This is a genomic window from Desulfopila sp. IMCC35008, assembly GCF_010646885.2.
GTDB lineage: Bacteria > Desulfobacterota > Desulfobulbia > Desulfobulbales > Desulfocapsaceae > Desulfopila.
In genome coordinates this window covers 2,514,750-2,536,353 of the sequence record NZ_CP050700.1, presented here as the reverse complement: position 1 = coordinate 2,536,353, position 21,604 = coordinate 2,514,750, and the positions used below count along the sequence as shown (strand labels likewise).

Genomic DNA, 21,604 nt, shown 5'->3' with positions numbered 1-21,604 from the left:
CCTTGTATCTGGTATAATATGTAGAAGTTCAACGACATATACCTCAAAAGGCTTGCACATGATTCGATATACGAGCAGTAAGCAACTCAGTTTGGATGGATTCAGCCTCCCCTTTGGTGGTTCGCTGAATCCGCAAAACCGGTGGGTGAAATGGAGCGAAGTTATCCCATGGGATGACCTGGCTACATGCTATTACAAGACTATGAATCCGGGAAAGGGGCGACCTGGTAAAGATGCGCGACTGGTGATAGGGGCAATGATCATCAAACATAAGCTGACTCTGAGTGACGAGGAGACGGTTATGCAGATCCAGGAAAACCCGTACCTCCAGTACTTTGTAGGCTTCAGCAGTTATGTGGATAAGCCACCGTTTGCGGCCAGCTTGTTTGTAGATATCCGAAAACGGATGGGGTCTGAAGTGTTTGCCGGATTTGAACAAGTTATCCTCGAAAAGATAGGTAAGCCCCGTCGTACAGGAAAAGCGAAAGAGGAAAATCGAGGGAAACTGCTTCTCGATGCCACAGTTGCGGAGCAGGCGATTCGTTACCCGACCGATCTGAGCTTACTCAATGAGGCTCGCGAGATTTCCGAGAAGCTGATCGATGAACTGTATGCTCTGAGTGACTACACTAAGAAGCCGAGGACCTATCGCCGTAAAGCGAGAAAACAGTATCTGAAGATTGCCAAAAACAAAAAGCCAAGCGTGAAGGTTCGCCGTCGCGCGCTGCGTGAGCAATTGCAGTACCTGAGGCGAAACTTAAAGCACATATCGTCCCTGCTTGACTCTTTGGGAAGCGCTCCTTTTCCCTTACCGCATGGCCTGCAACGGCAATACTGGATCATTCAGCATTTGTATTCGCAGCAGGACGGAATGTACAGAAACCGGCAAAACAGGTGTGATGACAGAATCGTATCCATATCTCAACCCCATGTTCGTCCGATAGTGCGCGGCAAGGCAAGCAAGAAAACTGAATTCGGCGCCAAGATCAGTGTCAGTATGAAAGACGGCCTGGCGTTTGTTGACCATATCGGTTGGGATGCGTTCAATGAGAGTAAGGATTTGAAAAAGCAGGTGGAGGATTATCGACAGCGGTTTGGTCATTACCCAGAGGTTGTTCTGGCTGATCAGTTATATGGCTCGCGAGATAACCGAAAGTACCTCAAGGAAAAAGGAATTCGCTTTGGCGGTAAAGCACTTGGCCGTCCCCCAAAGCAATCGGCAGAGAATACAGAAAAGATTCGAAAAATGAAGCAACAGCGAATCCAGGACAGTCGGGAACGAATCCCGATTGAAGGTAAGTTCGGGCAAGGTAAAAACGGCTACCGACTCAACTATATCCGAGCCAAGCTGCAAAAGACCTCAGAAGCATGGATCAACTGTATCTTCTTGGTGATGAACCTCATGGTTCTGCTCAAGAAGTTGAGTAAAAATCTTGCGCTATCGTTGTTGGCTCTACTTTTCAGACTCTGTACCAAGGTTTTAGCTGTTGCTTTCGGCAATTTCTCCATGCGGATCACTGCCGGGCTCGTTGCCGCGTAATATGGACGGTGTTTTTCTGAGGAGGCTCTAATTAATGGTGGACTTCTTTCATCTGACAATGCCTGCCGTAATAACAACACCTGTATTTCGCTCATGGGTGTACACATCACCTCCAACAACCGATAAATAGAGGAAAGAAAATAGGATGAAAAATATCCGGATGATTAATCCACCTGTTTATAGTGGCTCGACAGTTCTCTTTGATTCGTATCAGGACCTGCTGGCCATATCTGATGGATCCTATGATGGAATCACTTATGGAACTGATAGGTTGCCGACTCAGCGGGAGTTTGAACAAAAGTTATGCGCACTTGAAGGTGGTTTTTTGACTCGGGCCTTCCCTTCAGGGATAAGTGCAATTGTGAATACTTTGATGGCCTTAACCTCGAGTGGAGATCATATCCTGGTCGTAGAAAATGTGTATGGTCCGACTGCTCAGTTCTGCTCCAGGATCTTAGCAAAGTATAACGTCGAGTTTGAGGTGATTCCCGGTAACGTTGGTGAAGATATTGAAAACTATATCAAGGCAAATACCCGACTTATCTTCCTGGAAGCTCCCGGTTCAAATACCTTTGAGATTCAGGATATAGAGCAGGTTGCTGCAATCGCCGGTTCAAAGGGGATCTGTACAATTCTTGATAACACCTGGGCGACGCCCCTGTTTCTGGATCCTTTTAACTATGGAGTCGATATTGTAATCCAGTCTGTAACCAAATATATCTCAGGGCATTCCGATGTCTTGCTGGGTACCGTGACGACAAATGAAGAATATTCGAAGCAGGTAGAGGCGTTCTATACTACGATGGAGTTGTTCGCTCCGTCTCAGGATTGTTATCTTGCACTGAGGGGACTGCATACCCTTGGGGTTCGCTTGAGGCAACATGAAAGATCAGCCTTGAGGCTCGGAGAGTGGCTGGCATCTCATCCCCTTGTTGATAGGGTTCTACATCCTGCCCTGGAGGAGCATCCACAACATGCCCTTTGGAAGAAGTATTTTAGTGGTTCATCCGGTCTGTTCGGGTTCACCCTGAAAGATGATTATTCAGAAGAGAAGGTGTCTCTTTTTTTGGACAAACTTAAGTTATTTGGAATAGGCTTTAGCTGGGGTGGTTTCAAGAGCCTTGTTACCATAGGGGAATATGACCGCCCTTTTTCTAAAATGATAGCTGGGAAAAAAGTCATTCGTCTTCATGTAGGACTTGAAGACGTGGATGCACTACAAAACGACCTTGAAGATGGTTTGAAGGTTTTTAAAAACAGTTTTGTAAAATCGGAGAGTAAAGCCAGAGAGTTGAGAACGGTATGAATATAACACTTGTCCAGCAGGATGTTGTTAAGGCTGATAAGGCTGCAAACTTTCGTACTACCCGAAGGCTCGTTGAACGTGTCGTTAAGCAGGAGGCCAGGCCAGGCTTGATTGTTCTTCCTGAACTTTGGTCTACAGGTTATGCACTTCAGGATTTAGCCACGCTTGCAAGCGAGAATGGTGATGACGAGGCAGAGTTTCTTGGTGAAATTGCACGTGCCTACGGAGTGTGGTTTGCCGGTGGGTCTGTGGCCGCAAAAACAGTTGATGGAATTGTTAACCGAGCCCAGGTCATCAATACAAAAGGTGAGTTAGTAACCCAATATGACAAGATACACCTGGTGCCGATGTTTCACGAAGACCGTTATCTTATTGGTGGTACCAAAATTTGCAAATATGAGATCGAAAGCAGACATATCGGTCTTGCCATTTGTTATGATTTGCGCTTTTGCGAATTACTTCATAACCTTCGCCTCTCTGGAGCTGAAATTTTGATCATTAGTGGTCAATGGCCCATGAAAAGAATTACTCACTGGCAAATTCTTCTTCGGGCGAGGGCCATTGAAAATCAATGTTTTGTTATTGGTGTAAACGCTGCCGGTACGAGGGACGGACATGGCGGTAATTCTATGGCAGTGGCACCTGATGGAAGAATCCTTACAGAATTAGGAGTGGAAGAGAGCTATGCCACAGTTTCCCTCGATCTTGACGAGGTTGCAGAAGTTCGAAAGGCAATTCCGGTAGTAGATGGCAGGAAGCCTGATCTCTACAGAAATATGGGGTGAATGGGGCGAACGTGAAGAAGAAGGTATCTTCGATGAGGTGTAAGAAATAGTGATCCTGTTTTAAACAGCCCTCGAACGTTTTTTGAAGTTTAGTGTGGTACGTCAGGTGCTGATAATTTTGATTTAGAACAGTATTGGAATGCTTTTCTATCCTCATTTTGGGTGTGGCTTAAAAACCAGTTTCTCAGTATCGAGATCAACTCAGAGTCCAAAACGTAATTTCCATCCAGGACCTCCCTGTACAGGTCATACACTTTCTGGTGAAAATCCTTGTGCATACGATAATGCTCAACGATGTTAGGATAATTGCAGCGTTTCATGATCTCTTCCTCGTTCTTGAAATGGGTCGAGGTGAAATCAAGAATGTCTTTTAATATCAGTAATCTATTTTCTTTTTCATTTTTTGAAGTACCGTTGAGTAATTGATGTTCCAATTTATTTAATAGGTCTATCCATTGTTGATGCTGTTGATCGATATCAGGATAGCCGATATCCAATGATTTGTTCCATTCAAACATATACATCACCTCCAGCGGGTTATTAATATTTATTATTATTTATATTGTTACTTTGTGGCACAAGTCAAGATTGTATCTATGGTGACAGAGCAATTGCTGGGGTGATTCGATCGGTTTGTCAGGTGAAAACGGGGCGTTACTTGTGGATTAGTTACTATCCTGCAATTCTTGAATCCAAACAATGTTGAAGAGAAGAAAGAAAATGACGTCGTAGCATACAGGGCTATTTGCCTTGAATAGTATTTTTATCAATATTGTTTTACCAACTACCAGCTAAGTAAATAGTAACGAATATAGACATAACCCATGGATAAAAAAATGGTCAGAATCATCACTGGTAGACCGTATTTTAAAAATCGAATAAAACTAATCCTGTGACCCGCTTTTTCACTCATGCCAACAATAATCACATTGGCCGACGCACCAATGGGTGAGCCATTGCCACCGAGACAGGCTCCAAGCGCCAATGCCCACCAGACTGGCATCATCGCCGTATGCTGAATACTTTCTGCCGTAGCTTCACCAGCTGGTATATTGTAGACCTGGTGAATCATATCAATAAGCAACGGATTCATGGTAGCCACAAAAGGAATATTGTCGACGATGGCAGAACAGACTGCAGAAAACCAAAGCATTACCATAGCTAACAGAGTCATATCGTCCGGCTGCGGATTGGTAACGGCGATCATCGCGGTTGACATCCTGGCCACTAACCCCACTTTGACGATACCGCCGATGATTATAAACAGGCCGATAAAAAAGAAAATTGTCGGCCACTCAACTTCTTCAAGGATACTTTGAGGTTCCTCGCCCGATATGAGTAAAAGAGTGGCCGCCCCCATAAGGGCGACAGTCGCAGGCTCATAATGAAGGAAACCATGCAGTATAAAGCCGAGAATAGTGAACCCTAGAACGAGCAATGACTTTTTCAGCAGCAGCGGGTTTTTAATTTGTTCTTTTTCATTCAAAGATCTGATTCGCAACTTCAACTCTTCCTTCACATACAAACGGCTACCGAAGACAATTTTCCAAACAAACATCCAAATGAGAAAGATAATGATAACAGCCGGGGTCAAGTGAACGATAAAATCCATGAAATTCAAACCCGCCTTGGAGGCAATCATTATGTTAGGCGGGTCGCCGATGAGGGTTGCAGTTCCACCGATATTTGAAGCAAGGGCTTCGGTAATAAGATAAGGGATAGGATCAATCTCCAGCTGATCGGTTATTAGCAAGGTGACAGGCCCGAGCAGCAGGACGGTGGTCACGTTATCAAGAAACGCAGAACCGATAGCTGTTATTACGGCAAAAAGGGTCATGATCTGAAATGGCTCACCCTTTGCGATTTTGGCACATTTAATGGCTACATACTGAAAGACCCCGGTCTTTGTCATGATATTAATTATGATCATCATGGAAATGAGCAGGAAGATAACATTCCAATCCACACCGAGATCTGCATCGTTAAAGGCCTCATGCTGCAGAAGTACTTTCGAGATAAGAACAAAGGCCGCCCCCAGAAGAGCCACCTTGGTTTTATGGAATTTATCTGAGATGATGGCGGCGTAGGTTACCAGGAATATGCTGGTCGCGATCCAAAACATGAAATACCTTTATTGGGACCTTTTATCAGAGTTTAACAGTTGATAGATCAAAGAGTTCCGGTACAATAAGATCTGGTTTAAGACAATAATCAGCAAAGCGGATCAGAACATCCAGGCGAGTCAGTTCGCCAAGCAGTCTGCCATGTTCATCCACTACGGGAAAGGCATGGCACCCTTCCTGAGCAACAAGGGCGTCGGCTTCAAGCAACTGGCTATGAAGGTGTAAGGAAATATAGTCAGTTACCATAAGGTCTCTGGCACATATGTCCCGAACCTTCTCCACCTGCTTCTGTATAAAATCTGCACTGTCGGTCAGGGAGCGGGCAAGATCGGCAGTCATGTATGAGGGGACGATCTCCTTGATCAGGTCAAAAGAAGTTATGATTCCGAGTAAATGATACTCTTTATCAACGACATAAATTTGCCTCTGTTCCTGTCTTGCTATCATACACAGCAATTCCTTGTAGCGACGAGCGGGATCGGTCAAGAGGAGTTTGGTTCTCATGCAACTGGAAACATTCATAATAACTCCTAGCTAAAAGAAAGGGATACAAATTATCGTAGCACTTTATACCAGCAACCGAAAGGGGTAAAGGGGGAGAAGTGCATTTCAGGATGACCACCCTCACTGCATAGAGAGAGACCGCACTATCACCATTGTCAGGTCGTCAAATTGTTCAGTACCACACTGATGTTTTCTGACCGCTTCGATTATCCCTTTACCCACTTTTGAGGCAGACGTTTTCGGCATTCTGTTAATTGTGCGATAAATACCGGCAACTCCAAATATGTTGTTTTGCCGATCGATTGCGTCCGTGATTCCATCGGTATAAAGAATCAGCATATGGTCACTAGGAAAATCGATAACCTGAACCTCCAACTCGACAGTATCGAAAACGCCCAGCGCCTGCCCCCTGTCATTCCCGAGTTGCTTTATCAGCCCCTTGTCATCTATCAAGAGAGGTCTCTCATGTCCGGCACGTGAATAGGTAAATTGTTGAGATGTAGAATTTAAAAGCCCTAAAAGGACCGTTACAAAGACGCCTTTATCATTCATGTCTACAATATGGCGATTGACCCTTTGAAGTACTTTTTGGGGTGACACTCCTGGCTTTGTCTCAGCTCTCACAAAACTGCGCACCATCGACATAAACAATGCAGCCGGAACCCCTTTATCGGCGACATCACCAATTGCTATTGCTATAGAATCGTTTGTCAAAGGGATAAAATCATACGTATCTCCACCAACCGCCTTTGCAGGGATCATGTTGGCATAAAACTCGAACCCCTTAAGATGAGGTAAAGAGCGTGGTAGCATGCTTAGTTGGATTTCACGTGCCAGATTCAGCTCATGTTCGATTTTTGAAAACTGCTCAAGCTGGGTGACCTGCTCAGAGACCCGCGATTCCAGAATTTCGTTCCATTGTATGAGTTCTTTTGATTGAAGATTGAGTTTTCGGCTCTTCTGTTTGATTTCCTTAAACAGCCGGACGTTTTCAATGGCGATTGCAGCCTGGGCAGCAAAAGTGTCAACGAGTTCCATCTGTTTCTGTGTGAATGGCTTGACAATAAAGCGCCGAATTAAAATGGCGCCTATTGGTACACCTTTGCGGATCATGGGAGCAACAAATATAGTTCGATGACCGCATTTCTTTGCAATGGCATAACCTTCCGGGAATTCATCCTTCTCTGCCTGCAGGTCGAGTACGTGAATTGGCTTGCGGTCGATAATCACTCTACCTGTCACCCAGTCCCGATTAATAGTCCTCGCACCTCTTATAGGCCATAACTGTGTCTCGCCATATTTTGCAACCAATCTTAGTTCATTGCCTTCGACCTGAAGGATTGAGGCATCGTTTGCATCACATAATCGTGCAGCATTTTCAGCAACTGTTTCCAGCAGGGATCGAAGATTTGAAGGGGAGTTGGAGATAACATTGAGAATCGCACTGAATGCCCTTTTCTGCAGAACTAATTCAGACAATTCATTTTTTTTCCTTGCAACATCTGAAAGCAGATTATCAAATACCTGCTTTGCGAAGGTGTTAACCTCTGGCAATAAGGCATTCAGGTCAGAAATTCGTAACAAAAGAAATGAGCTTGGTTCAAGCGTCTTAACCGAAGTGACCTGAGAAATACTGTCAGATTCAAACCCACCGAAATAGTCACCTGTACCATACCTGGCAACACTCATAAAATCACCTGCGGCGCCAATAGAACAAGCCTCGACCCGACCTTCAAGGATGAGATACAGGAATTCACTTTGACAACAATTTTTCAGGACTATCACATCTTCAGGAAAGTTTTTTGTTACTCCCATCTGCATGATGTTAAGGGATTCGTTAATTGTGAATCCTAAATCGGTCAGTATTTTTTCCCCTTTTGTCGTCATCATCAGAATACTCCTGTGATGAGGGTCAGATCTCTACAGCATTAAAGAATGAGTTTCAAAAAATTACAAAGCCGGGCCTAGTATTCGTAAGAGCAGCCCGGCTGTCTTGGCAAGACCCGTTGCTTTCTGTCCTTATCGCGCGATAGGTTTACTTTTACCTTTACATAAATTATACGATAATGGCCTGGGGGAGTCAAAATGTTGAAGGGTATAATCAAACTGTACTCACCCTGGAAAAAGAAAAAGTAGAGCTCCTGGACAAGGTCATATGAAATAAATAACTTCATAACACCCATCTTGTTCATAAGCTTTTAGGTAATGAGAGAGACAGCAATTTTGAACAAAGAAATGGTATCTGGAAAATGTCGCTCCAGATCTTGAAAACTGGATTAGGTTACAACACCTGGGCGTATCAAATATGAGAAAAAGTAAAAGGAAACTACAATGGTCAAGAAAAAAGGTGATATCGAAATAGCTCGAGACATCGTGATTGAGAGACAACTTAAAATGGAATACGAAGAGTGGTTGAAGGATGTTAGCAAAGAAAGATCTCCTGAAAACGCTTATATGTTCGCTATGGAGAAAATCAAGATCAGCGGCGGCTATGACTATATGGGGAAAAAAGACCGGGATATAATCTTAATACTCGAAGATAAATTACCCAATCAATTCAATTAATATGTGACTCATGGGCAGCTTATGCCAACGGCGCAACATCTGGTGATTAAAAAACTACCACCACCGTAAACCATTTTGGGAAAGTAACAAAATGGCCAGAACAGCATGTGTTTTTAGTGGGGATGGGGTGAGGGCAATAAAAAAAGGGTTCCAACCAAATCGGTTGAAACCCTTGAATTTGCTCATGGTGACCCCAAGGGGACTCGAACCCCTGTTCCCTGCGCGAGAGGACGAGTGTGTGTTGTATTGTTTAGTAATATTAGGTGTATAGGCGTTTGGAGAAAACGTTGTTTATACATGATGTGAACGCAAAAAGCCACCACGGCAACCACACAAATATAACCTGGCACCTGTGGGAAGATTTGAGAGTACTAGTGGTCATGAACTAGACCGTGAGACTCGGACCAACTCTATACGACAATCTTCTTTGCTGCCTAACAACCTCGAAGCCTCGCTGACCAGCCCCTTGGATTATATATCAGTTGATATGTTAGACTTACGAACAAATCAACTGGAGGCAACGAATGAAGAGAAAACGTTTTTCTGAGGAACAAATCATACGCATTCTGAAGGAAGGAGAGGCAGCCAATAATATCAGGGAACTGTGTCGCCTACACAATGTTACCGAACAGACATTTTATCGCTGGAGAAACAAATATGGTGGTATGGAAGTTTCCGATGCAAAACGTCTGAAGGCCATTGAAAAGGAAAATACAGAACTGAAAAAGATCGTTGCTGAGTTGACACTTGATAACCGTATGCTGAAGGATGTTGTATCAAAAAAGTTGTGAGCCTTGCCAGTCTTCGCTGCGTTTCTGATTATCTTCAATCTGCCTATCGAGTAAGCGAAAGGCGTTCATGCCGTATCATTAACGTTAATCGAGCTACGAAAAGGAACAAAACCAAACCGGGACAAAGAGCTGATAAAGGAAATTCACTTTCTGTCTGAAAAATATCCACGGTTTGGTTATCGCAAAATATACGACAAGCTCAAAGAAAAAGGTTGGAGTGTAGGCAGAGAACGAATTTGTTTGATTCGGAAACATGAAGGGTTGCAGGTTATTAAAAAGGTGAAGAAAAAGCGGTTATTTGGAAAAAGTACAGCTCAGCTGAGCAAGGCTGAATACCCTAATCACGTATGGAGTTATGATGATATTGTCTCCGACCAAACTGCTTGCGGTAAACGAATACGATGTTTGACGGTAATTGACGAGTTTACCCGATATGGTCTTAGTATCGACACCGGACGTTCCATAACATCTGGTCATATTCAACGTGTTCTCCAGGATCTATTTGCGAAATGGGGGGCTCCAACATGTATTAAAAGTGATAACGGCCCAGTGTTAGCGGCGGCGTCGAAGTACCAAGAAACGGCGGTTTGAAAGTGCAGCCGTTAAACACGACTTAACCGCCGCCGTAAGTCGACCACCGGCGACGGTTGGTTCTTTCCTTTTTACATTTCTACCTGCGCCTTCATTCTGTAACTTTTCCCCTCAATAACAACCGTATCCGCATGATGCAGGAGTCTGTCCAGCATTGCCGATGTCAGTGTCGCATCATCATTGAAGATAGCCGGCCAGTCCTTGTAAGCCCGATTTGATGTAATGAGTATCGCTCCATTCTCATACCGTTTACTGATCACCTGGAAGAGCAGATCGGCTCCTCGTTTATCTATTGGCAGGTACCCAAGTTCGTCGAGTATCAGCAAGGAAGGTTTGAGATATTTTTTTAGACATGTTTTCAGTTGTCCGCCTGTTTGAGCAGCGGACAAAGTGTTGATCACATCAACCGCCGTAGTAAACAGTACGGAGTAACCACGCAGGCAAGCTTCATAGCCGATAGCGGTTGCAAGATGGGTTTTACCCAGGCCGACGCCGCCAAGGAGGATGGCATTGGCTTTATCGGCAATAAAGTTGTGCCGGAAGAGGTGCTTCACTTGCATTTCGTTGATTTGCTCCGGCCAGTTCCACTCGAACTGATCGAGGGTTTTAATGACGGGGAAGCGAGCCATTCTGATCCGGCGCTGAATGGCATTGTCCCAGCGCAGATCTGTCTCCCCGCGGATAAGTTGCTCAAAGTATTCCTGGTGGCTCCAACCGTTTCCGGCCGCCGTCGCTGCAAGTTCTTCGTGATTGTTTTCCATAAATCTCAGCTTGAGATAGTCGAGTTGCTCTGTGAGGTGTTGCGGTTTGCTATTCATCCTTTTTCCCCTTTGCGTACACGTCCATATTTGGCTCTTTGAGTTCAAGATCCAGGAGGTCGGAAGATCTGGTCAGGTGCAGGGCACCCTGTGGTTCTGTGAAGTATTTTCTCTGCTCAAGGAGATTGGCGATATAGTCACAGGAGAAAGCCCGGAACTCCAAGGCATCCGCCATGGCTCGTGCCACCCGCTCTTTCGAGTAGATTTCCGATAACCCGACGATTTTCCTGATATGATGCATTGTGTTGAGGTTTTTCTCGACAAGCCCCTGGTGGTACTGTTCCGAGAGTGAAGACAGGGCCAGAAAGCGCATAAGGACCTTCTGATCCTTAGCCTTACGGCGCTGTTGCAGCAGTGCTTTCGGGTGATCAGGATCCTCTATGTCCTGATGCCTGTCGTAACTTCTGGTGTGCCTGGCGATAAGTTTGTTGTCATGATAGATGCAGAGTCGGTCCGGGTAGGTCTTCATCGTCAGCCGGATTCCGGCATATTCCGCCGGGACGGAATAACGGTTGGTGTCGAGGGTTATGCGGAACTGGCTGGTTGCTCGTATCTGGGAGACCGTACCGATATCGTAGGGTTCGGACGGCAACCCGGACAGCTGCTCCTCTGCGAACATATCCTTCGGTCTTTTCCGTGTTTCCCCATGGTTTCTGACGTTGGCAATGTTGGCGAGCCAGTGGGCAGCGGCCGGATTTACGGTCTTGAAGTCACCGGGATCGAGTCCCGCCAGGAAGTTCTTCTTGATGTAACCGACAGCATTCTCTACGATGCCTTTCTCGTTACCTTTACCGACACCACAGGGAACAATGGTGAAGCCGTAGTAGTTTGCAAAATCCAGATACTTTGGGTTGAATACCGGGGCTTGTCCGGTGACCCTTCTCAGCACCGCCGACTTGAGGTTATCGACCATGATTTTGTCGGGTACGCCGCCGAAGTACTGCAGGGCACGCTGATGGCAACCGAGAAAGTGCTCCATGGTCTGGGAGACGGTAAACTCCGCATACATCATGCGGCTGTGACAGAGCACCATGACAAAAAAGCTTAACCGCCTCCGGGTGCTTCCAACGCGAATGGAGCCATAAGAGCCCCAGTCCACCTGTGCACACTCACCTGGGCCAAAGCTCAGCTTCAGATAAGGCTTATGCCGTTTCGGCCGGACTTTCCGGACATACTCTTTGACGATGGTATAGCCTCCGTCAAAACCTTGATCCTTGATCTTTTGGAAAACCTGGGCGGCGGTAAAAGGGTGTCGCTCCAGCATGGACAGGATGTCGCATTTATAGGGGTCGAGTTTACTTGTCCGATGGCCCGGTAACCTTGGCTGGTAGCCATTTCGTTCCATCCACTTGGAGACGGTACGGGGGTTAAGCGCAAGCTTTTCTGCGATCTGACCCGCTTTCAACCCTTCTTCCCTGTAGGATTTTATCCGGCAGTACTGCTCGTACGTTATCATCGTACCCCTCCCGCCAGTTGCTGCAGGATCTGTCCGAGTGAAGTTGCCTCGGAATCCGTCTGCGCCAGTTCTCTGGGCTGTTCCAGGGCCAGCACTTGGTATAACGGCTTCCGGTACGCGACCAGGCGGTGCTGCACCAGAATACTCCTGGCTTCCGCCAGGCTGAGAGTGTCCATGTTGAGCCGCTTGCTCAGGGTTTTCTCACTGTAATAACTCAGTCCCTGATTGTCTGAGACCGTAACCAGGAACAAGTACAGCGCCGATGCCTGGTGGCTGAGCTGATCGATGTACTTCTCACGGACCAGGCGGTGATCCAGCCAGCTGAACTGTTCCGGCACCCTGCGGATCATGTGCGGAAGTATGGGTTGTTTTTCTACTGTCATGACGACCTCCTTTATCTATTGATGGTTCGGTAAGAATATCCCGCCCCAATTGTTGCAGACGAAGGCCGGTATGGACAATGTCATCTTGTAACAGTGAACCGCTAAAATGTGCCAATAGGCCCACAAGTACGATGGGATAGCTCGTCAAGAGATCTTGTAACGGCTCTTTCGTTAACTTTGGCTTATCCTCTTGTTTTCTTTTGTTATTTCCAGACGAGTGATCTTGTAACGCATTTCGTCTTAATCGCTGCTTTTGCCGGTACCCTGGATTGTGCTCTCTCCATGCCTGTACACGACGGACATTATCCGGTCCCCGAAAGTAGTTTTTGTTTTCCTCTTTTTGCAGCCACTTCTCCTGGGCGGCAGCTTTGCTTGCCACCCTGCATTCCGGTTTGGAGCAGTAGCGCTGCTTATTTCTGTTACGATGATCCGGGATGAATAACTCCCGGCAATGCTTACATTTCCGTCGTCGTGACCGTGCCATATCCCTGTGTCCTCCTGAGGGATATGTTTACTGATTTTGAACTGTAACAGGTAAGAAAAAAGGAAGAAAAAGAAGCAGGAAGAAGAGAGTGTTACACACTTGGTGAGAAGTAAAACGAAGAAGACGGATTACGTATTTTCAAGCCGCCCGGTTAGGGGTAGTTCCAGAACGCCGCTGACACCCAGAGTTTGTATCAAAGCAGATCCAGCACTGGCTCAAGCAGATTGGTGTAAAAACGCGCTACATTGACCCTGGAAGCCCTTGGCAGAATGGACACAATGAGAGTTTCAATGGAGTTTTCCGTGATGGTTGCCTTGATAGATGGCTTTTCTATTCAGTCCAGGAAGCGAGGCGTGTAATTGGTTCTTGGCTTGAGGAATATAACACTGAACGACCGCATGGAGCGCTGAATGGTATTTCGCCTGCGAGATATGTGAAGAAAATCAGAGAAAAAACAAGAAAAGCTGCTTTAAAAAGAGAAAAACACTAACTTTCAAACTGGTATAGAAAGCTTGGGTTGCTCATCGCCATTAAAGTTGGCGCATGAGGAAAAATAGGCAACATATCAAGTCGAAGTAGTATCTAGATATTAAGAGGTGGTGATTGCCAATCTCAATAATTCATCAATGACAGATACGAAAATAGTGTTGACCATTCTACAACCTTGAGGTCGTGAATGGTTCGAGAGTAGTATCGGTCACGCTCGTCCTTCCATGAAAAGCATAGAGGGCGGTTCGAGCCCTGGTGGGTTCTACCGTGGAAATCTTCATGTTGCCTAAGAACATATCAGCCAAAATGCAGAGTGTCCGGACCGAGATGCTGGAATTAATCTTCCTACTTAACCATCGAAGGTTAATTAAAGCTGCTAAGAATAATATTCAGGTATGAATTGCACAATCATTGTGCAGAACCTTGAATTTTATTAATATTATTAGTGACAAATGGTCTTACAATCACAGCGATATTATTATGTTATAGAAATATTAATTAACATTGTACTTATGGAAATAAAGAAAATATATTTCATCACTTCAAGGTAATTGCCTAGCGTGAGTGATAATAATTCCTGCATATATGGGTAGTTATACCTATTGACCGCATACTCCTATTTTGCTAGGCTGGCATATGGGCTTTAACTATTTGATTTAACTAGGAGGGGGCTACTCCTTGGATTTTGCTATTTAACTCTATACTAAGGGAAAGATTAGTCATGTTTAAATTACTGAAGCAACTATACTTTGTAGCTATTTGTGTTTTCTTATTGACTCCTCTAGCAAAAGCAACTCCACTACAAAATATTATTATCACTGGAAAGGTCGTTCCTGATAATACCTCAGGAACATTGGCAGGTTATGTTGGAGCAGACTTTGTGTATGAAGCAAGCTACCAATTAGATACCACTATAGCAACTGACATTGGGACAAATGATGGTGGATGGACGGTTTATGAACTGAATGATGGTGGTGTTAAATATCAAAATAGTGCATCGCTTTCTAATGGGGATAGCTATGTTTCCAATTATGTCCTCTTTGAATTTAATGATAATTTAGTGGAAGACTGGGCTTCACCAGAGCTTGGCTGGCTTAATATAGGTGTGGATAGTGGCACTCCGCTAGACGCTGTAGTTCTCGGTTTTCATGATCCCTTCATAACAGATGAAATACAGTTCTACGTGACTTTGCTATTTGAGCATGACCTTTTTGACGGTTATGACCCAAACGGATTACCTCAATCGATTAACCTAGCCAAATACGTTGGTGGAGGTGGAGAATTTTCACAATATGATGGGGACACAAGCAATTGGCAAGGGTGGGCACAATTCAGAGTGGATAGTGTGAGTGTAAGTAGCACACCAGTTCCCGAACCAACAACCATGCTCCTTTTCGGCACAGGCCTTGCAAGTCTCGCTGGTTACAGGCGTAAGCAAAATAAATAAGCTACATGAAGAAGGGTACCACTCAGGCAGGGTCAGTAATGGCTCTGCCTTTTTTATTGCGAGACTGATGCTCAATACTCGTATAGAATCATGCACAGGAGAACAATCTGCCGTTGGTCAATTCCACTGTTGTATCGTGCAGTGTGGATCGAAGAGATCTCTTGCCAGGATCAATAGCTTGGCAGGATCGTCATGTTAACCTAGTTCCCTTGCAGGTCGTCCCCGCACTCAATTGTACTCTCAGCAAAAACACCTGAACAAGTTGCTCCATTTCTGGAACTATAGGCGAACTCACATTCGTCCTTATAGCATAAGAGTAAGTGCTGAGGCTCTCTGCCAGGCAGAACTGACGTATCGACAAGTTAAAAAGAAAAAAAAGTGGGGGCTGTCCCTGCTAACACCTGAAAATAAGCATGAACATAGAAGTGCTGAAGCAGTATAATTTTCTTCAGAAGTTGCTGGTAATGTTTAACTATCCGTCAAAATGCTTATCTACGGCGGTTTTCAGTGACTCTCGAGAGATCAAGTTGCCAATTCCTAGTGTAATTCGCTAGACGAGCCAAGAAATATATCAAGTTGAAGTTGTATCCAGATTTTAAGAGGTATTACCTGCCAATCCCAGCAATTCATCAATGACAAGATCTTAGAGTAGTATGGACCATGCCAGAGTCAACAGAAACATCCTGGACTCCTGATGGGGCCTACCATACTATCGGTCACCCCATAGTGATCTAATATGCGGATATAGAAAATTAGAAATATGCATAATTTAATGCCACCCAACAGCTCGAAATGAAATAGAAAAATTGCTCTCGGCAAGATTGTTTGTTACTGTTTGGTCGGAGTTAGTTGCAACTGATGGCGGTTTGCTGTGTTTTATTCTCATCATTTCAGCTGAAAGAGCGATAATGCTTGAGGAAGATGCGTAACGAACAATATGTAGTGAGCCGAGGAATTTTATGAGGAATTTCTTTTTATTGTTATTAGTAGTTGGGGTGATGGTAGGAGGTTGGCAACCGTGCCATGGTGCCAGATCGACCCCGTTGATTATCGACCATAACAATACGAACCTCTGGCAGGTTCCTGAGTCTGCAATCATCCTAGCAAAAGAAAAGTTGCACATTGCTTATGGTCACACATCACATGGTAGCCAGCTCATTGCAGGCATGGGGGGGGCGAGTAACCAGTTGGACGTTTTTATGTCCTCCAATGGAGCAACCTCCGGTGTATATATCTGGAATGACGGCCCTCTACAAGGTGCCTTGGATCTTGATGATTATGCCATGGGTGGTGATGTCGGCTATTACCCTCAGTGGCTCAATAACACAAGGGCATACCTTGGTGACCCTGACCCAGCGACAGGTAGGGGAACAAGCCATTCTGACGTCAATGTTATCATCTGGTCCTGGTGTGGCCAGGCATCCGGTCGTACTGAAGAGACCATGATAAGTACTTATCTCCAACCGATGTCCGAGCTTGAGGAAGACTACCCTGGCATTGTGTTCATTTATATGGCCGGTCACCTAGACGGAGGTGGTGCAACAGGAAACCTGCACCTGAGAAACGAGCAGATCCGCACCTATTGCCGCGAGAATAACAAAGTGCTGTACGATTTTGCCGACATAGAAAGCTACGATCCCGATGGTCTGGTAAATTATATGGAATTAATGGGTAACGATAATTGCGACTATGACAACGACGGTAACGGCTCGCGGGAGAGCAACTGGGCGTTGGATTGGCAGGATAATCACACTGAAGGTGTCGACTGGTGGATTTCTGGGGCTGCGCACAGTCAGCATTTGAACGGGAACAGAAAAGGTTATGCAGCCTGGTGGCTTTGGGCAAGCCTGGCAGGATGGAATGATCCTGATGGCGCAGTGGAACATGCGATAGCCATCTTGCAATCCCAGACAGGAGCCACTCCCGATCTGTCAAATGTTGGCCCTGACATAAACGGTGACTCACATATAGGGGTGGTGGAAGCCATTAATATGTTGAGGGTCTCGGCAGGACTAGAATAATCTTTGATGCGAAATGTAAGTTGTTTGACCAGGAAGGACAAGCGAAATATATTTTCGGATTAACCATCTGAGAGTAACTGATTTACGACTTCTTTCTATAAACCTCGCTCTTAAAGATACTCATTCAGTATTGAGCAGCTTTCGGCAAAAGGAGGCTGTAGAAACCAGTGATCCCTGTAACCCTTGCTTTCACCAGAAGATAGGAGAGTACTCTCGGGCATGAACGAGGCCGTGAGACTCTGACCAACTCTATAGGGGTAGTGGGCATAGTGGAAAGCCAATTTCCGGAACAGGATCACCGATCAATATGTGAATAATATTCGCCAGTTTTGTGTGAATAGGTGATGAGCAGGTCCCCCTGCTCTCCTAAGCTTTTAGGTAGACATTACCGCTTGCCGAGAACTGCTTTTTGAGCGGTATATTCTTTTTCAGTTATTTCACCTGAAGCAAAGCGATTTCTTAATATGTCAAAAGCGGTATCGACTTGTTGGGATTTGTTGCTGGAAAACAATGATTTTGCGATTGCGTATATTGCAAATAAAATAGCCCCCCAGAAAAACAACGGTAAAAGCCATCCAAAAAACCAAGGACCATGCCCAAAAGAAGGTCCGTAACCACAAAAGTTTGAACCCCATTCACCAAATTGTTGTCCCCACATCTTGAATCTCCTTTTAACAATGGGTTGTATTAATGTAGACACCTTTTATCTAGCAACCATTGTGCCACAATGTTGCAGGAAGCGTATTGTCCTAATTGTCTAATATTAATACTAATATTGAAATTGATTGTATAGATAAAAGGAGGCTTGAAAAGAATGTGAGTAAAAACTACCCAGTTGACAAAATGTGGTATCTAAAAAATACCCAACTAATCTCTACGTAAGTATGAGATCAGTATTGCGACTCATTTTTGATCAAACGGCGCATGTTAGGCGAAATGGAAGGAGCATGACATTACCAATCAAGCAATTTCTTATTTTTTGATCTCGAACAGAAAGCACTCACCATATATGGATGGAAAATAGAAGGAATGGGAAGGTATGAACTTCCCATTGCTCAGTAAATACGAGGTAAGTAACCTATGTCGGGACACATCCGGGACACCATGAACACATTGCTCACCAGTGAGGGCCGCTTTCCGGCCCGAATCTGGTTGAGTAAAATGTTATAATAATTTTTTACATCAGATACTCACTTATGGGTATAGGCGTCGATACGTTCCGCAATATTGGCTTTAAGATTTTTGAAAAACAGTGAATAGTCAAAGGCGTGATAGACCCCTTCCGGAAAATGGCCGCCTTGGACAGTAACCAAATCGATATTCTCGGGTTGGACAATGAGGCCGCCATCTACAATCTGAGCCGAAGTGAAATGGGGGTAGGTAGTAGCCGTTCCTGTTGTATCAAAAAAAACAGAGCCAATGTTCTTTTTAGCAGGGACAAATACGCTGTCCGTGGTCCATGATAGGGGATTTACAGCCAAGGCACCCTTCTTGAGAGTCGGTGCTGCTGATTGTCGCCCTGCAGCCATTGTATTGTAGAAAATGACACATCCTGTTTGGTCTGAACTTTCACACATGTGTACATAGGGGTTAGCAGCAAGTTCTGTCGGGGTCAAAGACCACCCTGGTAGCAAGGCTGCAATGAGTCTCTTTTCGTTGCCGGTAGACCCCCAATGCTCAAGGAGAAGATCCGTCAATATCATGGAACCCTGGCTATGGCCTGCCAAGAAGAATGGGCGGCCGTTATTTTCATATTTTAGGTAATAGGACAGAGCGCGCCAAATATCATCATGAACGATCTTTTGCAATGGTGCGGCATCGGCATCACTCAAACCCAGGCCAGCTAAATTCATCTGGCGATACATTGGGGCGTAAATATTCGCTTTTCCTTCAAAGACAGAAGCCTGAGTGTTTACCATCTCCATGGCTGCTGCCCGCATGTCAGGTATAGTCGTATCCATCATCCAATCCTTATCATTAAACAGGACCGTTGGATAAACGAAAAAGACATCAACCGAGGCAGTGGGAGAGGCAGGCTTGACTAGCCAGCTTCCCGGTACCGCATAATCTGGAGCTTTTGGCAGAGCCTCTACATCTAGTGGTGGCATAGCCTGGCTGGGAAAAACTGTCACCAGGCAAAAAACAGTTATCAAAATTATTGAATGCAAAACTGGCAACATATTGTTTTTCATGTAAAATCCTAATCTATTTTTGTGGTTAACGGAAAGCTGAAGGGCACGACGTTAAGAGCGTCCCTCTCAAGCGCCTTGTTCGGAAAATATATTTATAATTCACAGTTTATCGCAAGCCAAGACTTTGCCTTTTGCTCCAAGAGAGGTCTTACCATCTTCACCTTTTATGCGTCCACGTAATTCTACGATATCGCCTTTAAGTTTCTCATTTGGAGTTACTTTAATAACCATCCACTCCAGGATTATCTTTTCGTCTGCAAAAATTGGACGACGGAACCGAACCCAAAACTCTAGGCCCAACATGGCTCTTTTTTGAAAAATGGGATGCTGTTAATGAAAGCAATAATGCTGTTGTATGTGGTCCACTTGCTGTCAATCTACCAAAGCGAGTATTTTTCGCGAATTCATGATCATGATGTGAAGGATTGATATCGCCAACACCATTTGCGAAGTCAGATACAATAGTTTTTGAAAAAGAAATTTCAGTTGAAAAACGCTCTTTCGGATATGCCTTTGTATTGGTTCAGCGGGAATTGGAGTTTTCTATTGTTTGAGTTAACATACTCAACCAAAGGAGAACTCAATGAAGAGGAAAAGAAAAAATCGTTCAGGGGAAGAAAAAGTAACCATCTTGAAACGGCACCTTGTTGATCATGTCCCTGTTTCAGATCTGTGTGACGAATACAATCTTCACCCGACCGTCTTTTATAGGTGGCAGAAAGAGTTTTTTGAACACGGTGCCGCCGCTTTTGATCGGAATAAGACAACCGAGAAAAAGCAGGATGAGGCCAAAATTCAAGCTCTGGAGCAAAAACTTCAGCGTAAGAACGAAGTGCTCTCTGAATTGATGGAGGAGCACGTCAAGCTAAAAAAAGATCTTGGGGAGATCTGAAAGGAGCCTGGGTGCCTCACGATACTCGGGACAGTATAATAGATTTCGTGAGGTACTGGTCAGAGGTAACAGGTCTCCCCGCAGTGAAATATATCGGTTGGCTGCAAATTCAATCAAGCAAATATTACAACTGGAAGGACAGGTACGGCAAGGCCAACGAGCACAATGGCCTTATACCACGAGACTTCTGGCTCGAAGCCTGGGAAAGGCAGGCAATAATCGATTATCATCACAAGTTCCCGGCTGAAGGTTATAGACGGCTCACCTTCATGATGCTGGATAACAATATTGTCGCCGTCAGCCCGAGTTCTACCTACCGGGTATTGAGCGGTGCAGGTCTACTGCAGAGGTGGAGTAAGGGCAAGTCGAAGAAGGGTAATGGTTTCACTCAACCCCTTGGGATACATGAGCACTGGCATATTGACATGTCCTACATCAATATCTGTGGGACTTTTTACTACCTGTGCACCATTCTAGATGGGTGCAGCCGATATATCGTCCACTGGGAGTTACGGGAATCGATGACCGAGCAGGACATTGAGATTGTGTTACAAAGAGCCAGGGAACAATTCCCTAAAGAGAAACCAAGGATCATATCGGATAACGGTCCACAGTTTGTCTCAAAAGACTTTAAGGAGTATATCAGGTTTGTTGGGATGACCCATGTTAGAACATCTCCCTATTATCCGCAGAGTAATGGCAAAATAGAGAGATGGCACGGCACCTTGAAAAGGGAATGCATCAGGCCGGGAGTACTGCTGAGCCTTGAAGATGCGAGAAGAGTGGTCGGTGATTATATACATCATTACAACAATGTTCGCCTCAACAGTGCCATTGGATATATTGCTCCGATCGATAAACTAAATGGACGATCCCAGGAAATCTTCCGGGAACGAGATGAGAAGCTTGAATTGGCTCGGCAAGCGAGAAAGAAAAAACGTTCAGGGGGCATCCGGGGAAATAATCCACCCCACCAAGTCCCAATATCCTCTGCCGGGCATTCAGTTGGGGCCCTTTATCGGAATCGGGCCTTGACGGGGTTCCCTGCGGCGGTAGAGGGCAGTTGAAAAGCGTTGAAAGAGAAGAAACAACCAACTAACTCAACGAGGGGGATTCTCCAATTCCAAGAGAAGCATTACACCTTCATAAAGGATCTCTCTATGATTTTACCTAAATGAACGTAGTGATAACCAGCGGCCCACCGTGTTTTTCCCCGC

23 protein-coding genes and 1 riboswitch are annotated in these 21,604 nt (G+C 45.1%); of the genes, 11 read left to right on the top strand and 12 right to left on the bottom strand.

Annotated elements, in window-relative coordinates:
- The first annotated feature begins 58 nt into the window (after positions 1-58).
- From GA520_RS11160 to GA520_RS11150, 3 genes are all read left to right on the top strand, one after another.
- Entirely contained in the window at positions 59-1,540 is a 1,482-nt protein-coding gene (locus GA520_RS11160; protein WP_370362722.1) for an IS5 family transposase, read from the top strand.
- Between the two features lie 145 nt (positions 1,541-1,685).
- Positions 1,686-2,846, top strand: coding sequence for a cystathionine beta-lyase (metC, locus tag GA520_RS11155; RefSeq protein WP_163341077.1), 1,161 nt, complete (start codon positions 1,686-1,688; stop codon positions 2,844-2,846).
- Entirely contained in the window at positions 2,843-3,631 is a 789-nt protein-coding gene (locus GA520_RS11150) for a carbon-nitrogen family hydrolase (RefSeq protein ID WP_163341080.1), read from the top strand. Before metC ends, GA520_RS11150 begins: the two co-directional genes overlap by 4 nt.
- An 89-nt stretch (positions 3,632-3,720) precedes the next feature.
- Here GA520_RS11150 and GA520_RS11145 read toward each other — a convergent pair whose 3' ends face one another.
- From GA520_RS11145 to GA520_RS11130, 4 genes are all read right to left on the bottom strand, one after another.
- Positions 3,721-4,149 carry a bacteriohemerythrin gene (locus GA520_RS11145; protein WP_163341083.1) on the bottom strand — a complete coding sequence of 143 codons (429 nt, stop codon included), beginning with the start codon at positions 4,147-4,149 and terminating at the stop codon, positions 3,721-3,723.
- A gap of 266 nt (positions 4,150-4,415) precedes the next feature.
- Positions 4,416-5,753 carry an SLC13 family permease gene (locus GA520_RS11140; RefSeq protein ID WP_163341086.1) on the bottom strand — a complete coding sequence of 446 codons (1,338 nt, stop codon included), beginning with the start codon at positions 5,751-5,753 and terminating at the stop codon, positions 4,416-4,418.
- A gap of 25 nt (positions 5,754-5,778) precedes the next feature.
- A complete protein-coding gene (locus GA520_RS11135; protein ID WP_163341088.1) occupies positions 5,779-6,276 on the bottom strand; it encodes an HPP family protein in 498 nt (165 codons plus the stop codon).
- A 102-nt stretch (positions 6,277-6,378) separates the two neighbouring features.
- On the bottom strand, positions 6,379-8,148 hold the full coding sequence (locus GA520_RS11130; RefSeq protein ID WP_163341090.1) for a SpoIIE family protein phosphatase: 1,770 nt from the start codon (positions 8,146-8,148) through the stop codon (positions 6,379-6,381).
- An 85-nt stretch (positions 8,149-8,233) separates the two neighbouring features.
- A riboswitch (cyclic di-GMP riboswitch) is annotated at positions 8,234-8,307 on the bottom strand.
- Positions 8,308-8,589: 282 nt separating this feature from the next.
- Here GA520_RS11130 and GA520_RS11125 point away from each other — a divergent pair.
- The 3 genes from GA520_RS11125 to GA520_RS27150 all read left to right on the top strand — a co-directional run bounded on the left by GA520_RS11125 (position 8,590) and on the right by GA520_RS27150 (position 10,205).
- Positions 8,590-8,823, top strand: coding sequence for a hypothetical protein (locus GA520_RS11125; protein ID WP_163341092.1), 234 nt, complete (start codon positions 8,590-8,592; stop codon positions 8,821-8,823).
- A 524-nt stretch (positions 8,824-9,347) separates the two neighbouring features.
- Complete coding sequence (locus tag GA520_RS11120; RefSeq protein ID WP_163341094.1) at positions 9,348-9,614, top strand: transposase; 267 nt, start codon at positions 9,348-9,350, stop codon at positions 9,612-9,614.
- 87 nt (positions 9,615-9,701) lie between these two features.
- Positions 9,702-10,205, top strand: a complete 504-nt coding sequence (locus GA520_RS27150) for a DDE-type integrase/transposase/recombinase (RefSeq protein ID WP_163341096.1) — start codon at positions 9,702-9,704, stop codon at positions 10,203-10,205.
- Positions 10,206-10,276: 71 nt separating this feature from the next.
- Here the strand turns inward: GA520_RS27150 and istB are convergent, their stop codons facing one another.
- The 4 genes from istB to GA520_RS11100 are packed head-to-tail and all read right to left on the bottom strand — an operon-like array spanning position 10,277 to position 13,346.
- Positions 10,277-11,023 carry an IS21-like element helper ATPase IstB gene (gene istB, locus GA520_RS11115; protein ID WP_163341158.1) on the bottom strand — a complete coding sequence of 249 codons (747 nt, stop codon included), beginning with the start codon at positions 11,021-11,023 and terminating at the stop codon, positions 10,277-10,279.
- A complete protein-coding gene (istA, locus tag GA520_RS11110; RefSeq protein WP_163341155.1) occupies positions 11,016-12,479 on the bottom strand; it encodes an IS21 family transposase in 1,464 nt (487 codons plus the stop codon). The genes istB and istA overlap by 8 nt, the downstream gene beginning before the upstream one ends.
- On the bottom strand, positions 12,476-12,862 hold the full coding sequence (locus GA520_RS11105; RefSeq protein WP_163341153.1) for a hypothetical protein: 387 nt from the start codon (positions 12,860-12,862) through the stop codon (positions 12,476-12,478). Before GA520_RS11105 ends, istA begins: the two co-directional genes overlap by 4 nt.
- Positions 12,774-13,346, bottom strand: a complete 573-nt coding sequence (locus tag GA520_RS11100) for a hypothetical protein (RefSeq protein WP_205749431.1) — start codon at positions 13,344-13,346, stop codon at positions 12,774-12,776. Before GA520_RS11100 ends, GA520_RS11105 begins: the two co-directional genes overlap by 89 nt.
- Positions 13,347-13,548: 202 nt before the next feature.
- Here GA520_RS11100 and GA520_RS27145 point away from each other — a divergent pair, with 202 nt between their 5' ends.
- The 3 genes from GA520_RS27145 to GA520_RS11090 all read left to right on the top strand — a co-directional run bounded on the left by GA520_RS27145 (position 13,549) and on the right by GA520_RS11090 (position 17,303).
- Entirely contained in the window at positions 13,549-13,836 is a 288-nt protein-coding gene (locus GA520_RS27145; RefSeq protein WP_370362796.1) for a transposase, read from the top strand.
- 720 nt (positions 13,837-14,556) lie between these two features.
- The gene (locus GA520_RS11095; RefSeq protein ID WP_240910283.1) at positions 14,557-15,282 is read left to right on the top strand and encodes a PEP-CTERM sorting domain-containing protein; all 726 of its coding nucleotides are present in this window, start codon (positions 14,557-14,559) and stop codon (positions 15,280-15,282) included.
- 959 nt (positions 15,283-16,241) lie between these two features.
- Positions 16,242-17,303 (top strand): hypothetical protein, encoded by a 1,062-nt coding sequence (locus GA520_RS11090; RefSeq protein ID WP_163341130.1) that lies wholly within the window; start codon positions 16,242-16,244, stop codon positions 17,301-17,303.
- Between the two features lie 385 nt (positions 17,304-17,688).
- Here GA520_RS11090 and GA520_RS11085 read toward each other — a convergent pair whose 3' ends face one another.
- From GA520_RS11085 to GA520_RS27140, 4 genes are all read right to left on the bottom strand, one after another.
- Positions 17,689-17,961, bottom strand: coding sequence for an SHOCT domain-containing protein (locus GA520_RS11085; protein ID WP_163341133.1), 273 nt, complete (start codon positions 17,959-17,961; stop codon positions 17,689-17,691).
- Between the two features lie 532 nt (positions 17,962-18,493).
- Entirely contained in the window at positions 18,494-19,495 is a 1,002-nt protein-coding gene (locus tag GA520_RS11080; protein WP_163341136.1) for a DUF3089 domain-containing protein, read from the bottom strand.
- A 99-nt stretch (positions 19,496-19,594) separates the two neighbouring features.
- Entirely contained in the window at positions 19,595-19,798 is a 204-nt protein-coding gene (locus tag GA520_RS11075; protein ID WP_304511322.1) for a hotdog fold domain-containing protein, read from the bottom strand.
- Positions 19,716-19,958: a MaoC/PaaZ C-terminal domain-containing protein gene (locus GA520_RS27140; RefSeq protein ID WP_370362795.1), complete on the bottom strand. Its 243-nt coding sequence runs from the start codon at positions 19,956-19,958 to the stop codon at positions 19,716-19,718. The genes GA520_RS11075 and GA520_RS27140 overlap by 83 nt, the downstream gene beginning before the upstream one ends.
- Positions 19,959-20,078: 120 nt before the next feature.
- On the opposite strand from GA520_RS27140, the gene GA520_RS11070 reads away from it, so the two are divergent.
- Together GA520_RS11070 and GA520_RS11065 are read left to right on the top strand one after the other, a co-directional pair.
- Positions 20,079-20,387, top strand: a complete 309-nt coding sequence (locus tag GA520_RS11070) for a transposase (RefSeq protein WP_163341234.1) — start codon at positions 20,079-20,081, stop codon at positions 20,385-20,387.
- 11 nt (positions 20,388-20,398) lie between these two features.
- A complete protein-coding gene (locus tag GA520_RS11065) occupies positions 20,399-21,454 on the top strand; it encodes an IS3 family transposase (protein WP_240910286.1) in 1,056 nt (351 codons plus the stop codon).
- Positions 21,455-21,604: the final 150 nt, after the last annotated feature.